A 22392-nucleotide genomic window follows, 5' to 3' on the forward strand; every position below is an offset into this window, starting at 1 on the left:
GTGCGTGTCGGCTCAGCTGAAGATGACCGTCCGGTGTCCGTGCAGCAGGACGCGATTCTCGCAGTGCCAGCGGACCGCTCGCGAGAGTGCGAGTGCCTCTGCGTCCTGTCCGACGGTGGCCAGACGAGACGGGTCGTGAGTGTGGTCGATACGAATGACCTGCTGCTCGATGATCGGGCCCTCGTCCAGGTCGGGGGTGACGTAGTGCGCTGTCGCTCCGACCTGCTTGACGCCCCGGTCGAAGGCCTGGTGGTAGGGCTTCGCGCCCTTGAAGCCGGGCAGGAACGAGTGATGGATGTTGATCGCCTTGCCGTGCAGCGCTCGACACGTCTCGTCGGAGAGCACCTGCATGTACCGGGCCAGCACCACCAGGTCGACCTCGTACTCTGCGACGAGGTCGAGCAGGCGTTGCTCGGCCTCGGCCTTGGTTCCCGGGGTGACGGGAACGTGGACGAACGGCAGCCCGGCAGCCTCGGCCATCGGCCGCAGCACCTCGTGATTGCTCACCACGGCCACCAGTTCGCCGCCGAGATTCATAGAGCGCCAACGGAAGATGAGGTCGTTGAGGCAGTGCCCCATCTTGGACACCATGACGAGCACGCGCGGCTGGCTGCAGCCGTTGAAGGTGTACGTCATCGCGAATCGATCGGCCACCTCGCGGAAGCTGTCCGTCAGCTTCTCGATGTCGGTGGCACCGCTGGCCACGAACGAGGTGCGAAGGAAGAACGAGCCGTCCGTGGAGTCGTCGAACTGTTGGTGTTCGGCGATGTCGCAGTCGTTGTCGAAGAGGAACGCACTGACGGCCCGGACGATGCCCGGACGATGCCCGGTCGCTGGCCGCAGCTGAGCGTGAGGGTGAAGTTCTCGGTCATCGAATCTCCTGGTACTGGTGGGTCGTCAGCTGCGGATCTTGGCCATCTCGGGGTCGACGAGGGGCTCGGCCACGACGGTGGCGGACACGAGCCGATCGAAGTATCGAATCTGTACTGCTGCACCGGGTTCTGCGCTACCGGCAGGAACCCAGGCGTAGGCGATCGGCGCACCGACGGTGTGACCGAACGAGGCGCTGGTGACGTAGCCGGCGGGTTCACCGTCCACCAGAACGGGCTCGTGGCCGAGTACCACCGACGTGCCGTCGTCGATCTTCAGGCAGACCAGCTTCTTCGAGACGGTGTCGTCGGACATCTCGAGTACGGCGTCGCGGCCGCGGAATTCGCCCTTCTGTGGGCGTACCGCGAAGCCGAGGCCTGCCTCGTAGGGGTTGTGCTCGGTGGTCATGTCCGAACCCCACGACCGGTAGCCCTTCTCCATGCGCAGGCTGTTGAACGCAGCGCGTCCACCGGCGATGATCCCGAACTCGGAACCGGCCTGCCACAACATGTCCCATAGTCGCTGGCCGTAATCGGCGGTGGTGTACAGCTCCCACCCGAGCTCGCCCACGTATGACAACCGCATCGCGGTGACGGGCACTCCCCCGATACGAACCTGCTTGCAGCGGAAGTACTTGAAGTTCTCGTTCGAGAAGTCGTCCTGGGTGAGCTTCTCCACGACCTCGCGGGCGTGGGGACCCCACAGGCCGATGCAGCACGTGGATCCGGTGATGTCGTCGACGGTGACGCTGCCGTCACTCGGCGCTTCGCGGCGGAGGTAATCGAAGTCGAGATTGCCGTTGGCTCCGACCTGGAACTCGTCGGCGGACAACCGCGCCACGGTGAGATCGCTTCGGACGCCGCCCTTCTCATCGAGAGCAAGGGTGTACGTGACGGCCCCGACGGACTTGTCCATCTTGCCGGACGTCAATCCCTCCAACAGTGCCAGCGCACCGGGTCCGCGTACGCGCAGACGCTTGAGCGGGGTCATGTCGTACATGGCGACGGACGTACGGGTCTTCCACGCCTCGGCCGCGGCAATGGGCGAATGGAACATCGACGCCCACTCGTCGCGCTCGGGCGGCTGCCACTCGACGGGAAGCTGGTGCACCAGATCGGCATTGGCCTCGTACCAGTGCGGGCGTTCCCACCCGCCGCCTTCGAGGAACACGGCACCGAGTTGATGCTGCCGCGCATTGAAGGGACTGACCCGAACGTCACGCGGGGACAACCGCGGCTGCGAGGGATGCAGGACGTCGTAGATCTCGACGAAGTTCTGCTGCGACGTTTCGCTGACGTACGCCGGATCGAGCTGGAAATCCTCGAAGCGGTTGACGTCGCATCCGTGCAGTTCGACCTCGGAGCGTCCGTCGACCAGCAACTGTGCGATGGCCCGGCCGACTCCGGCCGAGTGCGTCACCCACACGGCCTCGGCGATCCAGAAGCCCTTGACATCCGGGGATTCACCGAGCAGCGGTCCGCCGTCGGGGGTGAACGAGAAGACTCCGTTGAAGCCGTGGTCGATCTTGGCGGTCTCCAGGCAGGGCAACAGCAGCTTGGACTGCTCCCACGACGGCGCGAAATCCTCCTGCGTGAAGTCGAGCATGGACGGCATCGCCTCGTCGGACACACCGTCCCCGCCGGGCAGGGTCTTGGTGTCGACTGGCATCGGGCGGTGCGCGTAGGTTCCGATGCCGAGACGGTCGACGTGCTCGCGGAAGTACAGGTCCTGATCCTGATGACGAAGAATGGGCATGCCGGCCTCGGCCGCTTCGGTGTTGCGTCCCACCAGTTCCGGGATCTGATCGGTCTTGGCGTACTGGTGCGCCAAGGGCAGCAGCGGCACCTTCATGCCGACCAGTTCGCCCACATCGGGGCCCCAGAAGCCGGCGCAGGACACCACGATGTCGGCCTCGATGACGCCGTTGTCGGTTGCCACACCGGTGACGCGGCCACCCGTCTGTTCGATTCCGATGACCTTGGTGGAACCACGGAACACGGCTCCGCGCGATTCTGCGCGACGGGTGAGTGCCACGACGGCACGGGACGCTTTGGCAAGACCGTCGGTCTCGACGTACAGACCGCCGAGGACCTGCGAACGATCGATCAGCGGATGCAGTTTGGCGCATTCGGACGGGTCGATGACCGATCCTTCGATGCCCCAGGACGTGGCCCAGCCCTGCTTACGATGCAGGTCGGCCAGTCGCTCCTCGGTGGTGGCCACTTCGAGGCCGCCGAGCTGATTGAAGCACCACTGCCCGTCCACCTCGAGGCCCATGAACTTCTCGACCGTGTATCGGGCGAGTTCGGTCATGGTCTTGGATGCATTGGTCTGGAACACCAGACCCGGTGCGTGCGAGGTGGATCCACCCGTGAGAGGGAGCGGCCCCTGATCCAGCACGGTGATGCGATCCCAACCGCGTGCGGTGAGCTCGTCGGCCACGTTGGTACCGACTATGCCGGCGCCGATGATGACAACTCTCGGTGAACCCATGGTGGTCCTTCCGTATCGGGGTGGAGAGATGGAGCTCGGCCGAAGCGGTCCACGGCCTGCACGACAACTAACCAGAGATTGATATATCAATAGTATGGGCAGGGATGGATGTGGTCAACCCCCGAAATACCGATGGTGCGGGACGCATAGTTTCGCGTCCCGCACCATCGCTCACTTCACTTGCCGGCCTTGACTTTCGGCGGGGCCTTGGGGTTCTTGACGATGAACGGATCGTTCGTGACGTCCTTGTACAGCGAGACGCACGTACCGATCATCACCAGTACGAACGGCGCCGCCACGATGATGGTCATCGTCTGCAACCCGTTGAGAGCGTCCGAACCTCCCGTCCACAGCATCAGTATCGCGATGCCGCCGGTGACCACACCCCAGAAGGCGACGACCCCACGGGACGGATCCAGGGTGCCGCGTTGCGACAAGGTGCCCATCACGATCGAGGCAGCGTCGGCACCACTGACGAAGAAGATGCCCACCAAGACCATCACCAACACCGACGAGATGCCGGCCAACGGGAAGTGGTCGAGAACCGCGAACAGCTGCGATTCCGGCTTACCGAGGGCCACCAGATCCTCGGTTCCCTTCTGCTGCTCGCCGATTGCCGCTCCACCGAAGATCGAGAACCAGACCAAGCTCACCGACGTAGGGATGAGAATGACGCCGATGACGAACTGGCGGATGGTACGGCCGCGACTGATGCGAGCGAGGAACATACCGACGAAGGGGGTCCACGAGATCCACCAGGCCCAGTAGAAGATCGTCCAGGACGAGAGCCAGGACTCGGTCTCGGGGCCACCGGATGCCGCCGACCGCGCCGACATGCCGGCGATGTGCGCGGCGTAGTCGCCGAGAGTGGTGGGCAGCAGATTCAGGATCAGGACCGTGGGGCCCGCGACGAACACGAAGATCGCAAGCACGAGAGCCAGCACCATGTTGATGTTCGACAGCCACTGAATTCCCTTGGAAACCCCGGACACTGCCGAGGCCACGAACGCAAGTGTCAGGATGGCGACGACAGCCACGAGCAGAAGCGTCCCCGCTTGGTTGACCCAGCCGAGAACCTCGATACCGGACCCGATCTGGAGTGCGCCGAGGCCGAGGGACGCCGCGGTGCCGAACATCGTGGCGAAGATCGCCAGAATGTCGATGACCTTGCCGATGGGGCCTTCGGCGCGGCGACCGATCAAGGGGATGAACGAGGAGCTGATGAGCTGCTTGCGGCCCATCCGGTAGGTGCCGTAGGCGATGGACAATCCGACCACCGCGTACATCGACCAGGGGTGCAGTCCCCAGTGGAAGATGGCCGTCGAGAGTGCCGTTCCCACAGTGGAATCGGTGATTCCGGGCGGCGGGGTGACGAAGTGAGTGAGGGGCTCGGCCACTCCCCAGAAGATCAAGCCGATTCCCATGCCGGCGCTGAACATCATCGCGATCCAGCTGACGGTGTTGAATTCGGGCTTCTCACCGTCTTTGCCGAGCGGAATCTTCCCGTATCGACTGAGTGCGAGCCACAGCGCGAAGATCACGAATCCGGTGGCCGAGAAGATGAACAGCCAGCCGACGTTGGTCACGACCCAGTCGAGTACCGACGCGTTGACGGACTTCATGTTCTCGGTGCCGAGGATGCCCCACGCCAGAATCGCGATCACGATGGCGGCGGTGATACCGAACACCACCTTGTCGGTGCGCGGCTTGCCCTCCTCTCCGAGGTGGTAGACCTCGAGGGGGCCGTAATGATGAGGGGCATGTTTCTCGGGTGCAGCGACGCGAGTTTTGTCGCCCCGGGGTTTGCTGTTCGTTGTCACATCGTTCTCCCTCCGGCTCTCGCCGAATAGGTGTGTCGCCCGTGCACGCAGCGTGGGTGGTCGGATAGGTGCGCGACTCGTTGCTCTCTGCGCAACTACGATTTGTTTGGACTCGAACAAGACTGAGCCGACCCAGGGGCTATGTCAATAGATGGCTGGTCATTTCGACGCGTTCATCACGGATTTTCGAAACGGACAACGCTTTTGAACAGCATCTATACAGGCACAAAGGCCAAAAGTTGTCCGAATTCGATACTCGCTTTTAACATTGGATACTGCCCGGTAACTGATATATTAAGCCGATTCCACCTCCGTCGGCGGCCTCGAACGCCGCTCCTTCACCTCACTCAGGAGTACCAGTCATGCCGCAGCAGGTCCGCGCCGTCGTCGCTATGAGCAAAGGCGAGCCCGTCTCGATCGAGACGATCACCATTCCCGATCCCGGCCCGAACGATGTCGTGGTCACCATCGCCGCGTGCGGGGTGTGTCATACCGATCTGCATTACCGCGAGGGCGGCATCAACGACGAGTTCCCGTTCCTGCTCGGCCACGAAGCCGCAGGCACCGTCGAAACCATCGGCGATGCCGTGACTCATGTCGAGGTCGGTGATGTCGTGGTGTTGAACTGGCGTGCGGTGTGCGGGGAATGCCGAGCCTGCAAGAAAGGCACCCCCTGGTACTGCTTCGACACCCACAATGCGTCGCAGAAGATGACTCTCGCCGACGGCACCGAACTGTCCCCGGCGTTGGGGATCGGGGCGTTCGCCGACAAGACCCTCGTCCACGAAGGCCAGTGCACCAAGGTCGACCCGGACTCCGATCCGGCGGTGGTGGGGTTGCTCGGCTGCGGGGTGATGGCCGGGTTGGGTGCGGCGATGAACACCGGGAACGTCTCCCGCGGGGATTCGGTGGCGGTGATCGGGTGCGGCGGTGTCGGGGATGCCGCGATCGCCGGGGCCCGCCTGGCGGGGGCGTCGACGATCATCGCCGTCGACCGCGACAAGAAAAAACTCGACTGGGCCCTCGAACTCGGCGCCACCCACACGGTCGACGCCTCGCAGGTCGATGCCGTCGAGGCCATCCAGGAGCTGACCGGCGGGTTCGGGGCGGATGTGGTCATCGATGCCGTCGGGCGTCCGGAGACGTGGAAGCAGGCGTTCTACGCCCGCGATCTCGCCGGGACGGTGGTGTTGGTGGGGGTGCCGACGCCGGAGATGACGGTGGAGATGCCGTTGATCGATTTCTTTTCCCGGGGTGGGTCGTTGAAGTCGTCGTGGTACGGCGATTGCCTGCCGGAGCGGGATTTTCCGATGTTGGTCGATCTGTACGAGCAGGGTCGGTTGCCGCTCGAGAAGTTCGTGACCGAACGGATCGGTCTCGGTGATATCGAGGCGGCGTTCGAGAAGATGCATCAGGGCACGGTGCTGCGTTCGGTGGTGGTCCTGTGAGCGGGCAGTTGCGGGTCGAGAAGGTGGCCGCTTCCGGTGACTCGAGCCCGTGCGCTGCGGCTCGACACCTCTGATATATCAAAGTGGGCCTCTTTACCCGTCGGTAGCGTTTTGTTTCATGGTGCCCTCGACGTATTCCGACGTCGGGGACATCATCGCGTCGGGCGGATGCGACACCGGCCACGCATGTCATTGCACGGGCTAACCACCTGCTCAGCTGGTACAACGCGTGGTTTGTCCGGTTCCGGTTACGTCGTGTTTCGCGTGCATGAAAAGTGCCGTCACCTATTGACACGCTCTTGTGGCGATGTTCACACTGTTGTTGCGGGAAGTAAGACGTGTTCCGCATAGCGATACAGAAAGGATCCGAATGCTCAAGGTGTGTTCCTTGGCCGATCTCCCCGGCGGCGAAGCTCTGCGCGTCGACACCACCCCTCCGGTGGCGGTGTTCCACACCGAGGACGGTGAGCTGTTCGCGATCGATGACACCTGTACGCATCAGGACGCGTCGCTCGCCGACGGCTGGCTCGAAGGGTGCGCGGTCGAATGCCCGCTCCACGCGTCCACCTTCGACCTGCGTACCGGTGCTGTCGACGCTCCGCCCGCCAAGTTGCCTGTCCGCACGCACACTGTCGTCGTCGAGGACGGCGTCGTCTACGTCGAGCTGAGCACCGCGGCCCCCAATCTTCCGCCCGACGTTCGCAGCCGATTGGCCGCCGAGGGACATTCATGAAGAGCGTCACCATCGTCGGAGCCTCCCTGGCAGGCCTGTGCTCCGCGCGTGCACTGCGGGCGGCCGGGTTCGACGGCTCCGTCACCATCGTCGGTGCCGAGAGCCATCGACCCTACGACCGCCCTCCCCTGTCGAAGGAATACCTCGCCGGCGACGTGGACGTGAGCACTCTCGCCCTCGAACCCGACGACGAAAACCTCGACGCCACCTGGATTCTGGGCCGCACGGCCACCGCCCTCGATCCATCGCGTCGCACCGTCACCCTCGACGACGGTGCCGAGCTGACCTCCGACGGCGTCGTCCTCGCCACCGGCTCACGCGCGCGATCGCTTCCCGGTACCGATCACCTCGCCGGTGTGCACGTATTGCGTACGATCGACGACGCCGACCGGCTGCGTGCAGATCTCACGCCCGGCGCACGTCTCGTCGTCATCGGCGCAGGCTTCATCGGAGCCGAAGTAGCTTCCACCGCAAGGAAGTTGGGCCTCGAGGTCACCGTCGTCGAAGCCGCCCCGTCACCGCTCGCCGGGCCACTCGGCGCACGATTGGGTAGCGCGGTGGGCAATCTGCACCGCGACAACGGCACCACGTTGATCTGCGGAATCGCCGTCGACGGCCTGACCGGCACCGACCGAGTGACGGGCGTTCGACTCGCGGACGGCCGACTCCTCGACGCCGACGTCGTAGTTGTCGGCATCGGCGGGATTCCGAACATCGACTGGCTCGGCACCAGCGGACTCGCGCTGGGCAACGGAATCCTGTGCGACGGCGGCGGCGCGACCGCCGTACCCGGAGTGGTCGCGGTCGGCGACTGCGCCGCATGGCTGGATTCGACCGGCGTCCACCGACGCGTCGAGCATTGGGCCGGGGCGTCCGAACGACCCACCGTTGCAGCGGCCACCCTGCTCTCGGGCAGTTACGGCGGCCAACACGTCAAACCTCCGTATTTCTGGTCCGACCAGTACGGGTCACGTATTCAGTTCGCCGGCACCGCCGGACCGGACAGTGAATGCACCATCGAAGAGGGTTCGCCCGAACTCGGGAGTTTCCTCGCCGTGTATCGATCCGACGGACTTCCGGTCGGTGTACTCGGTGTCAATCAAGTTCGATTGTTCACCCGCTGGCGCCGACAGCTCTCGGCTCCCGCTCGCGCGGTCTGAAATCACCCAGGCCGCTGCTCCACCCGTCGTATTCCATTACCCCAGTTGACGTCTCGTCACCGATCCACAAGATCGGCCACGTACGGAGGACCCCTTGACCACCATTCCCGACACCACGCCGCCCGCAACCTCCCTTCCCCTGCCCGAAAGCCTCATCTCCACCCTTCCCGGTCGCTACTACACCGATCCGGCCATCTTCGAGCTCGAGCAGGAGAAGATCTTCGAGGAACTGTGGATCTGCGCGGTCCGTGCCGCCGATCTGGACAAGCCCGGTGCCTTCCGCACCGTGCAGATCGGGCGCGAAAGCGTCATCGTGACGCGCACCCGAACCGGGGCGATCAAGGCCTACCTGAACGTGTGCGCGCACCGCGGTGCTCGAATCTGCATGGAGGACAAGGGCGAAGTCAAGCGATCGTTCCAGTGTCCGTACCACGCCTGGACCTACGATCTCGATGGAAAGCTCATCGCAGCACCGAATCTCACCAAGATGCCCGATATCGACCGAGTTCGCTACGGCCTGACGTCGGTGTCGGTCGAGGAATGGCTCGGGTACGTCTGGGTCAATCTGAGCGACAATCCGGCCTCCTTCGACACCACTGTCGTGCAGGACATCCGTGATCGACTCGGCGACGTCGAGTCGATCGACCGCTACAAGATCGAAGACCTCGGTCTCGGCCGCCGCGTGAGCTACGACGTCAAGGCCAACTGGAAGCTCATCATCGAGAACTTCATGGAGTGCTACCACTGCGCCACAATCCACCCCGAGCTGACCGAGGTACTTCCCGAATTCGCCGACGGTTACGCCGCCCAGTACTACGTGGGCCACGGAGCCGAATTCGGGGAATCCGTCAAGGGATTCACGCTCGACGGTTCCGAGGGACACGACTCCATTCCCGGAATCGCACCCGAACAGGACCGGCGCTACTACGCCATCACCGTCCGGCCACAGGTGTTCGTCAACCTCGTCCCGGATCACGTGATCATCCATCGGATGTACCCGCTTGCCGCCGATCGCACTCTGGTGGAATGCGATTGGCTGTACCTGCCCGGAGTCGTCGCATCGGGACGGGATCTGCAGAAATCGGTGGAGTTGTTCCACCGCGTCAATCTGCAGGACTTCGAGGCGTGCGAACGCTGCCAGCCCGCCATGAGCTCACGGAAGTACCGCGACGGCGGAGTACTGGTGGGCAGCGAACACCACATCGGCATCTTCCACGACTGGCTGAAGAACCGCATCGAGGCCTGAACGCACGCTGCTCCGCACTCGGTGCCGATAGGATCGGTAACCATGAGTGTCGAGGTCACGTCGCCGGGCACCCCGGGTTCGTCGGGGGTGCCCGGCGAATCCGGAGCGACGATGGCGGACGTCGCCTACTCGGCTATCCGCGACAAACTGATCATGCTGACCATCAAGCCGGGTGAGGCCGTCGTCGAATCGGCGTTGTCCGCCGAGCTGGGCGTCGGACGCACGCCGGTACGGGAAGCTCTCAAACGGCTCGAGTACGAGCGCCTCGTCATCTCGCACGCCCGCCGTGGCACTTTCGCCACGGCCATCGACGTCGCCGATCTGGGCGACATCTCCGAAATCCGTCAGCGGCTCGAGCCACTGGCGGCCGCCAAGGCCGCCACTGCGGCCACCGCAACCCAACGCCAAGTTCTGTTGGGCATGGCCGACCGGACCGAAAAGTTCGAGGCGACGCCGCCGAGCCAACACGACCTGATCAACTGGGACGCCGAAGTGCATCGCACCGTCTACCGGCTGGCGGCGAACCCGGTTCTCGAAGACGCGTTGATCCGCTACAACAATCTCGCGACGCGAATCTTCTGGTTGTTCATGGATCGACTGCCCCCTCTCGCCGACCACGTGGGAACGCACACCGAGCTGCTGCGCGCCATCGCGGCCGGGGACGCCGAGAAGGCCGCGGCCATCGCTCGAGCACACGTGACCGAGTTCGACGACGCAGTCCGCGCCGTCATCTAGATCGCCGGCCGGGGCCACGCCCCGAGGGGCAACACCACGGCCAAGTGCCTGTTACGTATAGTCGCGGGGGTGGCCAGCGACGATTCGACACGTGCCCCCGAGGGTGGCGTCCAGTCCGTCGACCGCGCGTTTCGGGTGCTCGAGGTCGTGGCACGACTCGGAGAGGCGGGCGTGAGCGCCATCGCCACCGAGATCGGTGTGCACAAGTCCACGGTGTCACGGCTGCTGGCGTCGCTGGAAGAACACGACATGGTGATGCAGACGCACAATCGCGGCAAGTACCGGCTCAGCCTCGGAGTCCTCCGGCTCGCAGCGGCCGTGCCCGAGCGTCTGGAGATCACCGAATACGGCCATGCGGTGTGTGAACGCCTCGCCGGCAAGCTCGGCGAAACAGTGAATATCGCTGTGCTGCGGTCCAATACAGCGGTCCACCTGGACCAGGCCCGCGGGCCGAGTTCGGTGGGAACCCACAACTGGATCGGGGAGCAGACGCCGCTGCACGCCACCGCGAGCGGCAAGGTGTTGCTGGCTGCCCTCGACTCGGATACGCGTCAGGACGTCGTGGACGGACTCGACCTGCACCGATTCACCGAACACACGCTCACCACCAAAGCCGGTCTCACCGCCGAACTCGATGCTGCGGTATCCCTCGGATACGCCGTCGTTGTCGAAGAGTTCGAGACCGGACTCAACGCCATCGCCGCCCCGATTCTCGACTACACCGGCAAGACGACCGCCGCACTGAGCATCTCGGGACCGGTCTACCGCTTCGACGAAACGAGAATGCGGGCCATCGTCCCCGACGTGCTGGCCGCCGCCGCGGAGATCAGCGAGAAGATGGGCTACCGAGAGTCCTTCATCCCCTCGGCCTGAGCAGCCTCAGCACACTCCACCACGTTCGTCAACAGCATCGCCCTGGTCATCGGCCCGACGCCGCCTGTCGCTCCACTGAGCCGCCCCGCAATGTGCTCGACGCCGGGGTGCACGTCGCCCAGTATTCCCTCGACGGTGCGGGTGATTCCCACCGACAACACCGTGGCTCCGGCACTGATCCAGTCAGGCTGAACCAGATGCGCAACGCCCGCCGCTGCGATGACCACGTCGGCGGCCCGAGTGTGCGCGGCGGTGTCCACCGTCGCCTCGTGGCACATGGTCACAGTTGCGTGTTCGCTGCGACGCGTCAGCATCAAGCCGAGCGGACGACCCACCGTGATTCCACATCCGATGATGCAGAAGCGAGCACCGGTGATCGGAACATCATGGTGGCGAAGCAGTTCCAATATCCCGCGTGGGGTGCAGGGCAGCGGCCCGTCCATGCCGAGTACGAGCCGCCCCAAATTGGTCGGGTGCAGCCCGTCGGCATCCTTGCGAGGATCGATCAGCTCGATCACCCGATGGGTGTCGATGTGCGAGGGCAGCGGCAACTGAACGATGAACCCGGTGCACTCGGGATCCTCGTTGAGAGCGTGCACGGCATCTTCGATCTCCTGCTGACTCGCGGACGCAGGCAGCCGAACCTGAATCGAATGCAGTCCCACCTCCGCGCAGTCGCGATGCTTCGCCGCGACATACGAACGGCTGCCCGGATCGTCGCCCACCAGAATCGTGCCCAGGCCGGGCCGAATCCCCTGCTGGCCGAGCCGTTCGACGCGGTATCGCAGATCGTCCTTGACGATTCCGCTGACCGCCGTTCCGTCGATCTTGAGCGCTGTGGTCATACTTTCGATTCCTCGGTTCGGCGTGCCGCTAGGTTCTGATATATCAACTGTCGGTCAGGGTACGGCGAGTCGCAGCAACCGGTCAAGAGCCGCTGTATGGGAGGGTCGAGACATGGAGCCCCTGCAGCCGATGCGGCCGGTCGACGTGCGGTACGACGAGCGCGAGGCCGCACCTCGATGGAAGGTGTGGGGTGCGCGCATCGTCCTTGCAGCACTCGTTCTGACGGCGATTCTCGTCGAGGACGGACAGTCCTGGATGGTCGTCGCAGGGGTCTGTGCATCCGCCATCGGCGCGGCGCTCATCGTTGCGTCCACGCGACGAACAATGCGGGAGAACACGGGCCGACGGATTCCCTGGCTCGGTCGGCCGCCGGTCGAACCCCGTCGGGTAGACCTACTGGATACCTTTGGACTACCGATGGTCGTTTTTGGAATCGCAGTGGCCGCGAAGAGCGCATCCGTACCGTGGTTCTTTGCGTTGCCGGTCGTCTGTGTCGGCGCTGTCGGGGTGCCCCTGGCGGCGCAGGCATGGCACAACCACCGAGTCCGCAGAAGCACGCCCACCCCCTGACCACTCGGGTCAGGTGCGAGGCTCGACGGCGATTGCCCGACGGCACAGCGCATACAACCGGCCGCGACTCCCACCACGTGCCGGTGAAGTCCGACCGACCGTCGCCGATGAAGAGATGATCGAGTCTCTACTATGGAGGCGTCGTTGCCGGTTACCTGCAGAAAAACAGGTCGGGGCGGTGCTGCCGCACTGCATGCGAGAAGGAGTGCCGGTGATGCGCAAGTCCCCTTCTCGGTCGATGTTCCGTGACGGTGCCGGAAACCTGGCGTTGATTGCGGGCATCGTCGCGGTCGTCTGCGCGTTCGTGCCGTTCATCGGAGACTTTGTGACCGTCCCGGCCGGAGTGATCGCGGTGGTCAGTGGCTGGATCGGTCTGGGCCGCGCAGTCGAGGGCGACGCGTCCAACGGTCGCGACGCTGTGATCGGTGCGGCGCTCGGTGGCATCGGATTGTTCGTCGTGTTCCTGACCTTCGCGGCCTCGTCCATGTGACCGCGACCGTCTCGCCCCGGTAACGGCGGGCCGGATCGGACTACGCGCCGAGCTCCTTTTTCACGATCTTTCCGACGGAGTTCTTCGGTAGAGCGTCGTGGACGACTGTCCGAGTCGGTCGCTTGAACTTGGCCAGGCTCCGCGCGCAGTGCGCGTCCAACTCGTCGACCGAGATACTACGACCGGCTCGTGCAACGACGTGCGCGACGGGCACCTCCCCGTAGACCGGGTGCGCTTCGCCCACGACGGCCACTTCCAGGACGTCGGGATGGGATTGCAGGACATGTTCGATTTCGCTCGGCGCGATGTTCTCGCCGCCGCGAATGATCATGTCCTTGAGTCGATCCACCAAGACGAGATAGCCGTCCTCGTCGAGGACTCCGATGTCGCCGGTGTGCAACCACCCCTCTCGAATGGTCTTTGCGGTCACGTCCGGCAGGCCCAGGTATCCCTGCATGACTGTCTCTCCACTCACCAACACTTCGCCGGTCCGGCCGGGCATGGTGCTCGGGCCGTCGGATGTATCGATCGCAATCTCGACACCCGGTAGCGCGATGCCGACCGTGCCCGGCTTGCGAATCCCGTTCGGCGGGTTGATCGTTGCCGCCACAGTGCATTCCGACAGGCCGTACCCTTCGACGACCGGCACGCCGAAGATCGATTCGAACGACGCGATCAGGCCGGCAGGCATGGGCGCTGCTCCACAGATGACGAATCGAAGCGACGAGATGTCGCGGTCGGTCGATCCACGGTCCGCAAGCAGTGAGTACATGGTGGGCACTGCGGAGAAGTAGGTGGGCCGGACGGTCTCCACGTTGTCCCAGAACGTGTCCGGCGAGAAACGAGGCGCGATGTGCACACGTCCGCCGGCTCGCAGCGGAGCGACCGAGCCGACGACGAGTCCGTTGCAGTGGAAGAGTGGAAGTACCAACAGGCTCGTATCGGCGTCGGTCAGTTCGCAGGCCGTCACGATCGCGGCGCTCATCCGGTCGACGTTGCGATGAGTCAGCACACAGCCTTTCGGCCGCCCCGTCGTTCCCGAGGTGTAGACGATCAAGGCAGGGGCCGAGCTGTCGGCAGGCCCCGCTCCACGATGCATGCCGTCCAACTGCGGCGTGTGGGGACGACGATCGCGGGAGTCCACGTCGATGAACGAAATACCCTGTGCGCGGCCGAGAGTGCAGGCTCGCTCGCTACCGACGAGCACGCGGGCGGTCGAGTCCTCGAGTTGATAGCGCACCTCGTCGTCGGTGAGTGCGGGATTGACGGGGGTCAACGTTGCTCCCAGCACCCATGCCGCGAACATCGTGGTGATGATTTCGATGCGATTCGGAAGCAAGACTGCAACCACATCACCCGCTCCCACCCCCGCGTCGACGAGTTCGGCGGCAACCGCGTCGACGTCGAGCCCGAACTCGGCATTGCTCAACCGAGTGGAGTCGTCGGACAGACACGCGCCGTCCGGGTCGTTGTCGATGCGGCGGTACATGGCCTGCAGAACCGGCGAGGAGGCGTCGAGAATTGGCAGCATGTGACGTAGGTTACGGATTGCCCATTTGAAAGACTTCGGTCCAGCAGCACAAAAACCGCGGATTATTTGTAGCCCGAAACGAAAAGGAACACCCGTGCCGACACCTGCCGACATCTCGCCCGCCTCCGCCGAGGCGGTGCGCACTCACGTGGCTGCGGTTGCCGCGCACCTCAATGCCCGGCTGGCAGATGTCGTGGCGCAGATGCGCACGACACTCGCGTCGCGCATCACGGAACTGAACAACGAACCATCGCTGATCGAGCTGCTGGGATCGAGTATCGAGGGCAACGTCGACACCATCCTGCACGCTCTGCAGCACGACATCGGCGGTGCCGGATTCGAGCCGCCGGCGGCGGCCATCGAATATGCGCGCCGCCTGGCTCAGTGGGGCGTGCCGGTCAATGCCTTGGTTCGCGCCTATCGACTCGGACAGCAATTTCTGCTCGATCGAGCGTTCGAGACCTCGATGTCGCTGGCCGCGCCGGACCCGGTCCGAATGGAAGCGCACCGCGTGATCGTCGATTCGGTGTTCGACTACATCGACTGGATCTCGCAACGGGTGGCCGCGGTGTACGAGACCGAGCGGGAGTCCTGGCTGGCGGATCGCGAGAATGCTCGACTCGATGCGGTACTCGATCTCCTGAACGGCAAGGGGTCGGTGGACGTCGTCGAGCGAGTGACCGGGTATCGACTGCGCGGACGCCACCTGGCCGTCGTGGCCTGGGTCAGCGAGTCCGCCGTTCGCGGCGACCGGATGCGCAGGTTCACCACCACCATCCGCGCTCTGGCGGCGGACTTGGACAGTCCGGCCCCTCCCCTGGTGGTCGGACGCGACGGCGCTACCGCGTGGGGATGGATTCAGATTCCAGCGAACGACACAGATCTCGCCGTCGTTCTCGATCGCATCAACACTCGACCGCGGACCGAGGACGCACCCCTGTTGGCGGCCGGGGCCATCGGACTCGACGCGGCCGGGTTCGTCACGTCCTACCGACAGGCTCAGCGCGCCCATCACGTGGCCGTTCTGGGTGGCCGAGGCCGAACGATCGAACGCTACGACGACCCCGGGTTGGCCGTGGTGGACCTGTGCGCTCGCGACCCGTCGGCATTGCAGGCCTGGGTCCTGACCGTGCTGGGACCGCAGTTGGCCGCCGACACCACACATGCCGAACGATTGCGCACCACGTTGCGGATCTACCTTGCGTGCGAACGGAGCCTCTCCGCGGCGGCTGCGGTGATGACGATGCACAAGAACTCGATTCGCTACCGCGTCGACAATGCCGAGAAACTGCTCCCCCGGCCACTGTCCGACGACCGACTCGCCGTCGAGGTTGCCCTCACCGCATGTCAGTGGCTCGGGGCTCGGGTCCTCTCCTGAGAGTGCACTTTGTGTCGGCGTCACAAAAATGAAGGTGAGCCTCGGGTCGGCGAACCATTGGGACCGCCGATAGGAAACCCGTAGCTTTCTGTGGTGCAGGACACAGTCCGATGGTTGCGTCACCGCGACCCGAGCCTCGGGCGAAAGGGCTGACTCCTGCTCCTTCATCCTCAGCGCTCGCTACAGAAAGCTCACTCATGGGATTCAAGAACGGACAGTTTCCACCTGTCGACCTCGAAACCTTCCTCGACCGGCCCCTGCTGGAACGAGTGAAAACCCTTGCACTGCATTGGGTCGACTACGGCTTCGGCTCGCCGAAGGTCATCCCCACCACCTACGTCGTCAAGCTCCTGGTGCTCTACATCGGGATCGGCCTGACTCTGGCGACACTGACTTCCGGCGTCGGGATGCCGTGGGACGTCAGCTCGTGGTGGGACGACATGATCGTTTACCAGAAGTTGGTCTACTGGACGATGCTGCTCGAAACCGTCGGACTCGCGGGGTCATGGGGACCGATCGCCGGCAAGTTCAAGCCGATGACAGGCGGAATCCTGTTCTGGGCGAAACCGGGGACCGTTCGGATGCCTCCGTGGCCGGGCAAGGTGCCGTTCACCTCGGGTGACAACAGGACGCCGCTGGACGTCGTGCTGTATCTCGCGCTCCTGGTGAGTCTGTTCGTACCCGTCATCGCGCCCGGAACACCGCCCGGTGCATTTGCCTCGATCCTGCCCGAGGGCATCGGCAACCTCGTCGATCCACGCTGGGCGATCGCGCCGGTCTTGCTCACCATCGTTGTGGGCCTTCGTGACAAGACGATCTTCATCGCTGCCCGCGCCGAGCAGTACGGTCCTGCGATAGTCCTGTTCGGTCTCGTGGGAATCCTCGGTGACAACGCCATCGTCGACCTCGTCGTCGGACTGAAGCTGCTCATCTTCTCGGTGTGGGTCGGGGCCGGCATCTCGAAATTCGGTGCACATTTCGCCAACGTCGTTCCGCCCATGGTCTCGAACAGCCCATGCATTCCCACGCGCTGGGCCAGGCGCAAGCACTACCGGAATTTCCCGGACGACATTCGCCCCTCGGCAACGGCCAAATTGATCGCGCACGTATTGGGCACCACCGTCGAGATCGCAGTACCGGTCGTGTTGCTGCTCACCACCAACACGACCGTCGCACTCGTCGGAGCACTTCTCATGGTGGCATTCCACCTGTTCATCATCTCGACGTTCCCGCTGGCGGTGCCGCTGGAGTGGAACCTGTTGTTCGCCTACGCAGCAGTCTTTCTCTTCGTCGGACACCCTGCAGGACAGGGATTCTCGATCTTCGACGCCTCCCCGTGGTTCGTGGCGACAGCGCTGGTGTGCTTGTTCTTCTTCCCGGTTCTGGGCAATCTACGACCGGACCTCGTGGCCTTCACGCCCTCGATGCGCCAGTACGCGGGCAACTGGGCCTCCGGTCTGTGGGCGTTCGCACCGGGTGCCGAGGACAAGCTCGATCAGATCGTGCGCCCCACCCGCAATCAGGTACGACAGCTCGAAGCCATGGGTTACCCGCCTGCCGTCGCCGAGATCACGATGCAACAGACCATCGCATGGCGCTCGATGCACAGTCAGGGTCGCGGATTGTTCTCGCTTCTGATCCGCAACGTTCCCGACATCGATCGATGGACGGTGCGTGAAGGCGAATTCGCCTGCAACTCGATCCTCGGCTTCAACTTCGGCGACGGCCACCTGCACGACGCCTCCCTCATCGCAGCGATTCAGCGACGCTGCAACTTCGAACCGGGCGAGTTCGTGGTGGCGTGGGTCGAATCGCAGCCCATCCATCGAAAGACGCAGTCCTACAAACTCATCGATGCCGCCCTCGGCGTGATCGAAACCGGTACGTGGAACGTCGACGACGCGGTGTCCGCCCAGCCGTGGCTACCCGACGGCCCCATCCCCATGTCGGTGACGTGGCGGCGTCGCGCAGACTCGACAAACGCTCGACACTCGGCACCAGAGGCGTCGTCAGCGACGGCCGGTGCTGGAGAATCGACATCATGACGCGATCCGCGACGATAGTGGGCAGCGGCCCGAACGGGCTTGCCGCTGCACTTGCTCTGGCACGCGACGGCATACACGTCACCGTGCTGGAGGCAGAGAGCGAGATCGGCGGCGGCACCCGTAGCCACCGGCCTTTCACCACCGTCGATCTGCTCGTCGATCACTGTGCCGGTTTCCATCCGATGGCGGTGGGTTCACCCGCCCTCGCCGGTCTCGAGCAACACGGACTGACGTGGCGGTGGCCCGAGATCGATTGTGCACATCCGCTTCTCGACGACGCGGCAGCACTGCTCCATCGATCGATAAACGAGACTGCTGTTGGCCTGGGCGCGGACGGCAAACGATGGAGGGCACTGTTCGGGCAACCGTCGTCGTCGTACGACAGACTGTCCGCAGATCTACTCGGACCGGTCGTCCACCTGCCCCGACATCCACTGCTGCTGGCGAGATTCGGTGCGCCGACTGCTCTGCCCGCTGCGGTGTTGTCACGGGTGTTCACCACGCCGCAGGCGCGGGCACTGTTCGTCGGAGCAGCGGCACACGCGATGCGGCCGTTGACCGAAGTGTTCTCCTCCGCCATCGGGGTAGGAATCCTGACCGCGGGACACCACAACGGTTGGCCGGTGGCGGAGGGCGGAACCGCGGCGATCTCACTGGCGATGCACTCCGCGCTCGTCGAACTCGGAGCAACCGTGCAGACCTCGACGCGGGTTGCCTCGCGAGCCGATCTGCCGTCGTCGGACATCACGATCTTCGACACGACGCCGGCCGTGGTGGCCGACGTACTCGGCCAGGATCTGACGACGCGTACACGTCGCTCCTACAACAGGTTTCGGCACGGTCCGGCTGCGTTCAAGGTCGACCTCGCGGTGCGCGGGGGAGTCCCGTGGACCGACCCCAGGGTCGCGCAGGCCGGCACTGTGCACGTGGGAGGTAGCGCCGAGGACACCGTCGCAGCCGAGGCGGCCGTTGCTGCAGGACGAATGCCCGATCGGCCGTTCGTCCTCGTCGGGCAGCAGTTCGTCGCAGATCCTCAGCGCGCGGACGGAGACGTCGTACCGCTGTACGCATACGCCCATGTTCCCGCCGGCCTCGACCACGATGTCACCGACGTCGTAATCGACCGCATCGAACAGTTCGCACCGGGCCTGCGTTCGCGAATTGTGGAGACAGTCACCACGTCTCCGCAGAGCTTCGCCGAAGGAAACGCGAATTTCGTCGGCGGCGACATTCTGTGCGGTACGTCGTCACCGACACAATTGCTCCTCGGACCACGGCCCGGCCGAGACCCGTACCGCACGGGTACGCCGGGGTTCTATCTCTGCTCGGCGGCAACTCCCCCCGGACCCGGTGCACACGGCATGGCGGGACTGAATGCAGCGCGACGAGCTCTGGATGACCTGCTGAAGCGCTGAAACAACGACACAGCAGTACCTTTCGCCTTCTCTGTCGTCAGCGAGAAGGCACCACCTCTGCTTTCCCACGGAAGGACCGAACACAATGCCAATCGACGAATCTCTCCACGGCAAGGTCGCACTCGTCACCGGTGCCGGGGCAGGCCTCGGTGCCGCCATCGCGCGGCGACTGGCCTCCGACGGTGCACAGGTGGTCGTCTCCGACATCGATCTCGACGCCGCTCGCCAGGTGGCGTCTTCGATCGACGGTGCGATCGCTGTAGCGACAGACGTCACCGACGAGGATCAGGTTCGATCTCTCGTCGAGCAGACGGTCGAACACTTCGGCAACCTGCACATAGCAATTCCCAACGCCGGTGTCGGCGAAGTCAGAGCGATCGCACAGATGTCGTACGCCGATTGGCGGCGTACCACCGCAGTCAACCTGGACGGCGTGTTCCTGACCATCCGCTACGCCGCACCCGCGATCGCAGCATCCGGCGGCGGCTCCATCGTCACCATCAGCTCGATCACCGCGACGGCAGGTTCGGCGCTGCTCGCGCCCTACGCCGCCAGCAAGGCCGCGGTGAGAAATCTGACCGAAACCGCCGCAACGGAGTTCAGAGCGCAGGGTGTTCGAGTCAACGCTGTGCTGCCGGGGTTCATCGACACCGCCCTGGTCACCAAGGCAGCCCCCGAATTCGAGGCAGCTCTGGGGCTACCGGAAGGAGGGTTCGACACCCTCATCGCCGACAAACAAGGGCGCTACGGCACACCGGAGGAAGTAGCAGCAGCTGTCGCGTTCTTCGCATCGCAACAGTCGTCGTGGTGCACGGGGAGCAGCCTCGTTCTGGACGGCGGACTGGTCGGCTCACTGCTCTGAACGCCTGACGGGAGTTCGAGGACGAAACACATCGGCAGAGGCTTGCCGATGTGTTTCGTTCACTCAGGTGGGACGTCCTCTGTCGCCTCTGCGGACGTTGTCGATACCTCGCCCTGCGCGAGAATTGCGATACGCCGACAGTCTCAGGTTGCGGAGCCACTCCGGCTGGGGGCGCACCGACGCAGGACTGTTCAGCACCGGATCGAACGCGTCGATCTCTTCGGACGGTTGCAGAATTGTCGTCGAGTGAACGACGGCCAGTGGCTCGAACGCAGCTGTACCACAAGCATGTTCGAGAACCAGGCTCACACCGTGGTCGTCGATCGCTTGTCGAACGTCCGCGACGCTCATCCCGTTCATCTGCGGGCGGGTCAGCAGTGCACGCAACCACCACATCCTGCCCTGGTACTTCACCGGCATCAGAGACGACAGATGCGCGTCGTTCCACGACGTCGACGGCCACGGCACCATACGTCCTACCACTCCGGTCGCCGAGCCGGCGAGCAACAGATCCCACGGGGTGGCCCCGACCTCGAGCGGTGGGACCCGGATCGCTACCCCGGCGACATCGGGGAGGCCTGCGGGAATACCGATCCCCTTCGAGATTCGCACGGTCACCTCGCAGGAGCGCAACGGGATTCCGTATCGGTCCGGCAACAGCCGTTCGAGGGAGCCGCTGAAACTCACCCCGTCCGGATGAAAAGCCCGGGCGTTCCGCACGGCCGAGAGGCCGCGAAAAGGCAGACCCAGCAAGTGCGTCGATACAGTGCGGAGTTCGGAGAATCTGCTGTCGTCAGCGCGCTGCGCATCTCGACTGCGTCGCGCGAGATCGAGGACGGACATGGAATTCACCCCCTGCTGTGTCGGTTCTCGCTACGGGGTGAATGCAGGTAACTCATGCGCCCAACTTTGCAGCGATGTCATCGACGACCGGGGCGAAGTCTTCCAACGCCGCGCGGGAGAAGCCGCCGGCGTCCTGCAGACGCTCCGTCAACGCTGCTCGGGTCACAACAACAACAGCGACGTCGTCCTGCGACTCGTCGCCGGACTTTTCCGGGACATCGAGCACGAGTTCGCCCTCCACCAGAACGAGTCGTGCATCGGGGGTGCTGTCGTACAGAGCTTGCAGTCGATCGGCGGTGTCGTTCACGGTCGGTCCTTTCGGGTGACGAAGTCGGTGGCTTTACCTCGACATCGAGATATCCGGTCCGGATCGAATCAAACGACCGAGTGCCGATTGAGCACGTTCCGCGCGGGTAGAGCTGCAGTATGACCAGTGAAAACAGTCCACAGAATTCGACGGACCCATACGACCCCGGCCAGGATCCGGATGCGGACCCGGCCAACCTCACGCAGAACGCCGGCACGCAACCGGATCAGGCGGAAGGCGAGGAAGAGGACGACGCGCAATGAACGCCGTCGGAGCCGAAGAGCAAGGAGGGCGCATCCGTGGTGAACAGTAACTACGAACGGTGGAGAACCGGCTCCACTCCACAGGCCTACACCGGTTCTCCGGTGGAGGCGGTCCGCGTCGATGGAACCAACGCCGACGACGTCGTGACCTGGCTCGAGACCAAGGGACTCGACGCGGCCAACTGCGGTGGCGCGGTCGGGATCGGGCACGTGATCGCCGACGTGGGTAGCTGGATGGTCGTCACTGCATCGAATCACGTGATGACATTGGACGACGCTACGTTCAGCGAGATGTACGAGCACACCCCGCCGCCTCTGATCGGCGGGTAACTTTTCGCGCCATCGAACCTGAACACGCCTCAGCCCCCCCCGTTATCTTTTAGCTGGTCCTTGAAACCGAGGGCTACGGTCGCCAGACCCGGTATGACTTCTCGCCCCTGTCATCAATGATCCGGGGGGTGGTG

The 22392-nt window shown here is 64.2% G+C and carries 21 protein-coding genes; 14 read left to right on the forward strand and 7 right to left on the reverse strand.

Annotated elements, in window-relative coordinates; translation table 11 throughout:
- Positions 1-12: 12 nt before the first annotated feature.
- From purU to AB0O58_RS23645, 3 genes are all read right to left on the reverse strand, one after another.
- On the reverse strand, positions 13-843 hold the full coding sequence (gene purU / locus AB0O58_RS23635; protein WP_366238872.1) for a formyltetrahydrofolate deformylase: 831 nt from the start codon (positions 841-843) through the stop codon (positions 13-15).
- A 54-nt stretch (positions 844-897) separates the two neighbouring features.
- Positions 898-3363 carry an FAD-dependent oxidoreductase gene (locus AB0O58_RS23640; RefSeq protein ID WP_366238865.1) on the reverse strand — a complete coding sequence of 822 codons (2466 nt, stop codon included), beginning with the start codon at positions 3361-3363 and terminating at the stop codon, positions 898-900.
- A 176-nt stretch (positions 3364-3539) separates the two neighbouring features.
- Complete coding sequence (locus tag AB0O58_RS23645; protein ID WP_045841673.1) at positions 3540-5054, reverse strand: BCCT family transporter; 1515 nt, start codon at positions 5052-5054, stop codon at positions 3540-3542.
- A 491-nt stretch (positions 5055-5545) separates the two neighbouring features.
- Here AB0O58_RS23645 and AB0O58_RS23650 point away from each other — a divergent pair, with 491 nt between their 5' ends.
- From AB0O58_RS23650 to AB0O58_RS23675, 6 genes are all read left to right on the forward strand, one after another.
- The gene (locus AB0O58_RS23650; protein ID WP_366238866.1) at positions 5546-6631 is read left to right on the forward strand and encodes an S-(hydroxymethyl)mycothiol dehydrogenase; all 1086 of its coding nucleotides are present in this window, start codon (positions 5546-5548) and stop codon (positions 6629-6631) included.
- 370 nt (positions 6632-7001) lie between these two features.
- Positions 7002-7364 (forward strand): bifunctional 3-phenylpropionate/cinnamic acid dioxygenase ferredoxin subunit, encoded by a 363-nt coding sequence (locus AB0O58_RS23655; protein ID WP_027494739.1) that lies wholly within the window; start codon positions 7002-7004, stop codon positions 7362-7364.
- Positions 7361-8524 carry an FAD-dependent oxidoreductase gene (locus AB0O58_RS23660; RefSeq protein WP_196249356.1) on the forward strand — a complete coding sequence of 388 codons (1164 nt, stop codon included), beginning with the start codon at positions 7361-7363 and terminating at the stop codon, positions 8522-8524. The genes AB0O58_RS23655 and AB0O58_RS23660 overlap by 4 nt, the downstream gene beginning before the upstream one ends.
- A 94-nt stretch (positions 8525-8618) precedes the next feature.
- The gene (locus AB0O58_RS23665; protein WP_283548722.1) at positions 8619-9770 is read left to right on the forward strand and encodes an aromatic ring-hydroxylating dioxygenase subunit alpha; all 1152 of its coding nucleotides are present in this window, start codon (positions 8619-8621) and stop codon (positions 9768-9770) included.
- 42 nt (positions 9771-9812) lie between these two features.
- On the forward strand, positions 9813-10505 hold the full coding sequence (locus AB0O58_RS23670) for a GntR family transcriptional regulator (protein ID WP_366238867.1): 693 nt from the start codon (positions 9813-9815) through the stop codon (positions 10503-10505).
- A gap of 69 nt (positions 10506-10574) precedes the next feature.
- A complete protein-coding gene (locus tag AB0O58_RS23675; RefSeq protein ID WP_283316523.1) occupies positions 10575-11378 on the forward strand; it encodes an IclR family transcriptional regulator in 804 nt (267 codons plus the stop codon).
- Here AB0O58_RS23675 and AB0O58_RS23680 read toward each other — a convergent pair.
- A complete protein-coding gene (locus AB0O58_RS23680; protein WP_283316521.1) occupies positions 11348-12223 on the reverse strand; it encodes a bifunctional methylenetetrahydrofolate dehydrogenase/methenyltetrahydrofolate cyclohydrolase in 876 nt (291 codons plus the stop codon). The genes AB0O58_RS23675 and AB0O58_RS23680 overlap by 31 nt on opposite strands.
- Before the next feature lie 112 nt (positions 12224-12335).
- Between AB0O58_RS23680 and AB0O58_RS23685 the strand changes: the two genes are divergently transcribed.
- A complete protein-coding gene (locus tag AB0O58_RS23685; RefSeq protein ID WP_283316519.1) occupies positions 12336-12794 on the forward strand; it encodes a hypothetical protein in 459 nt (152 codons plus the stop codon).
- Positions 12795-13008: 214 nt separating this feature from the next.
- On the forward strand, positions 13009-13284 hold the full coding sequence (locus AB0O58_RS23690; RefSeq protein WP_283541831.1) for a hypothetical protein: 276 nt from the start codon (positions 13009-13011) through the stop codon (positions 13282-13284).
- 40 nt (positions 13285-13324) lie between these two features.
- Here the strand turns inward: AB0O58_RS23690 and AB0O58_RS23695 are convergent, their stop codons facing one another.
- Complete coding sequence (locus AB0O58_RS23695) at positions 13325-14815, reverse strand: AMP-binding protein (protein ID WP_366238868.1); 1491 nt, start codon at positions 14813-14815, stop codon at positions 13325-13327.
- Positions 14816-14909: 94 nt separating this feature from the next.
- Here AB0O58_RS23695 and AB0O58_RS23700 point away from each other — a divergent pair, with 94 nt between their 5' ends.
- The 4 genes from AB0O58_RS23700 to AB0O58_RS23715 all read left to right on the forward strand — a co-directional run bounded on the left by AB0O58_RS23700 (position 14910) and on the right by AB0O58_RS23715 (position 20515).
- Positions 14910-16193: a helix-turn-helix domain-containing protein gene (locus tag AB0O58_RS23700; RefSeq protein ID WP_052062987.1), complete on the forward strand. Its 1284-nt coding sequence runs from the start codon at positions 14910-14912 to the stop codon at positions 16191-16193.
- A gap of 197 nt (positions 16194-16390) precedes the next feature.
- Positions 16391-18238 (forward strand): DUF3556 domain-containing protein, encoded by a 1848-nt coding sequence (locus tag AB0O58_RS23705; protein WP_366238869.1) that lies wholly within the window; start codon positions 16391-16393, stop codon positions 18236-18238.
- Positions 18235-19653, forward strand: coding sequence for an NAD(P)/FAD-dependent oxidoreductase (locus AB0O58_RS23710; RefSeq protein ID WP_366238870.1), 1419 nt, complete (start codon positions 18235-18237; stop codon positions 19651-19653). Before AB0O58_RS23705 ends, AB0O58_RS23710 begins: the two co-directional genes overlap by 4 nt.
- An 85-nt stretch (positions 19654-19738) precedes the next feature.
- A complete protein-coding gene (locus AB0O58_RS23715; RefSeq protein WP_094621255.1) occupies positions 19739-20515 on the forward strand; it encodes a glucose 1-dehydrogenase in 777 nt (258 codons plus the stop codon).
- A gap of 63 nt (positions 20516-20578) precedes the next feature.
- Here AB0O58_RS23715 and AB0O58_RS23720 read toward each other — a convergent pair whose 3' ends face one another.
- Positions 20579-21358: a phosphodiesterase gene (locus AB0O58_RS23720; protein ID WP_366238871.1), complete on the reverse strand. Its 780-nt coding sequence runs from the start codon at positions 21356-21358 to the stop codon at positions 20579-20581.
- Positions 21359-21410: 52 nt separating this feature from the next.
- Positions 21411-21665: a hypothetical protein gene (locus tag AB0O58_RS23725; RefSeq protein ID WP_027494751.1), complete on the reverse strand. Its 255-nt coding sequence runs from the start codon at positions 21663-21665 to the stop codon at positions 21411-21413.
- 119 nt (positions 21666-21784) lie between these two features.
- Between AB0O58_RS23725 and AB0O58_RS23730 the strand changes: the two genes are divergently transcribed.
- Positions 21785-21928 (forward strand): hypothetical protein, encoded by a 144-nt coding sequence (locus AB0O58_RS23730; protein WP_167325892.1) that lies wholly within the window; start codon positions 21785-21787, stop codon positions 21926-21928.
- Positions 21929-21964: 36 nt separating this feature from the next.
- Entirely contained in the window at positions 21965-22258 is a 294-nt protein-coding gene (locus tag AB0O58_RS23735) for a hypothetical protein (RefSeq protein WP_027494752.1), read from the forward strand.
- Positions 22259-22392: the final 134 nt, after the last annotated feature.

Source organism: Rhodococcus sp. NPDC080181, assembly GCF_040702225.1.
GTDB lineage: Bacteria > Actinomycetota > Actinomycetes > Mycobacteriales > Mycobacteriaceae > Rhodococcoides > Rhodococcoides fascians.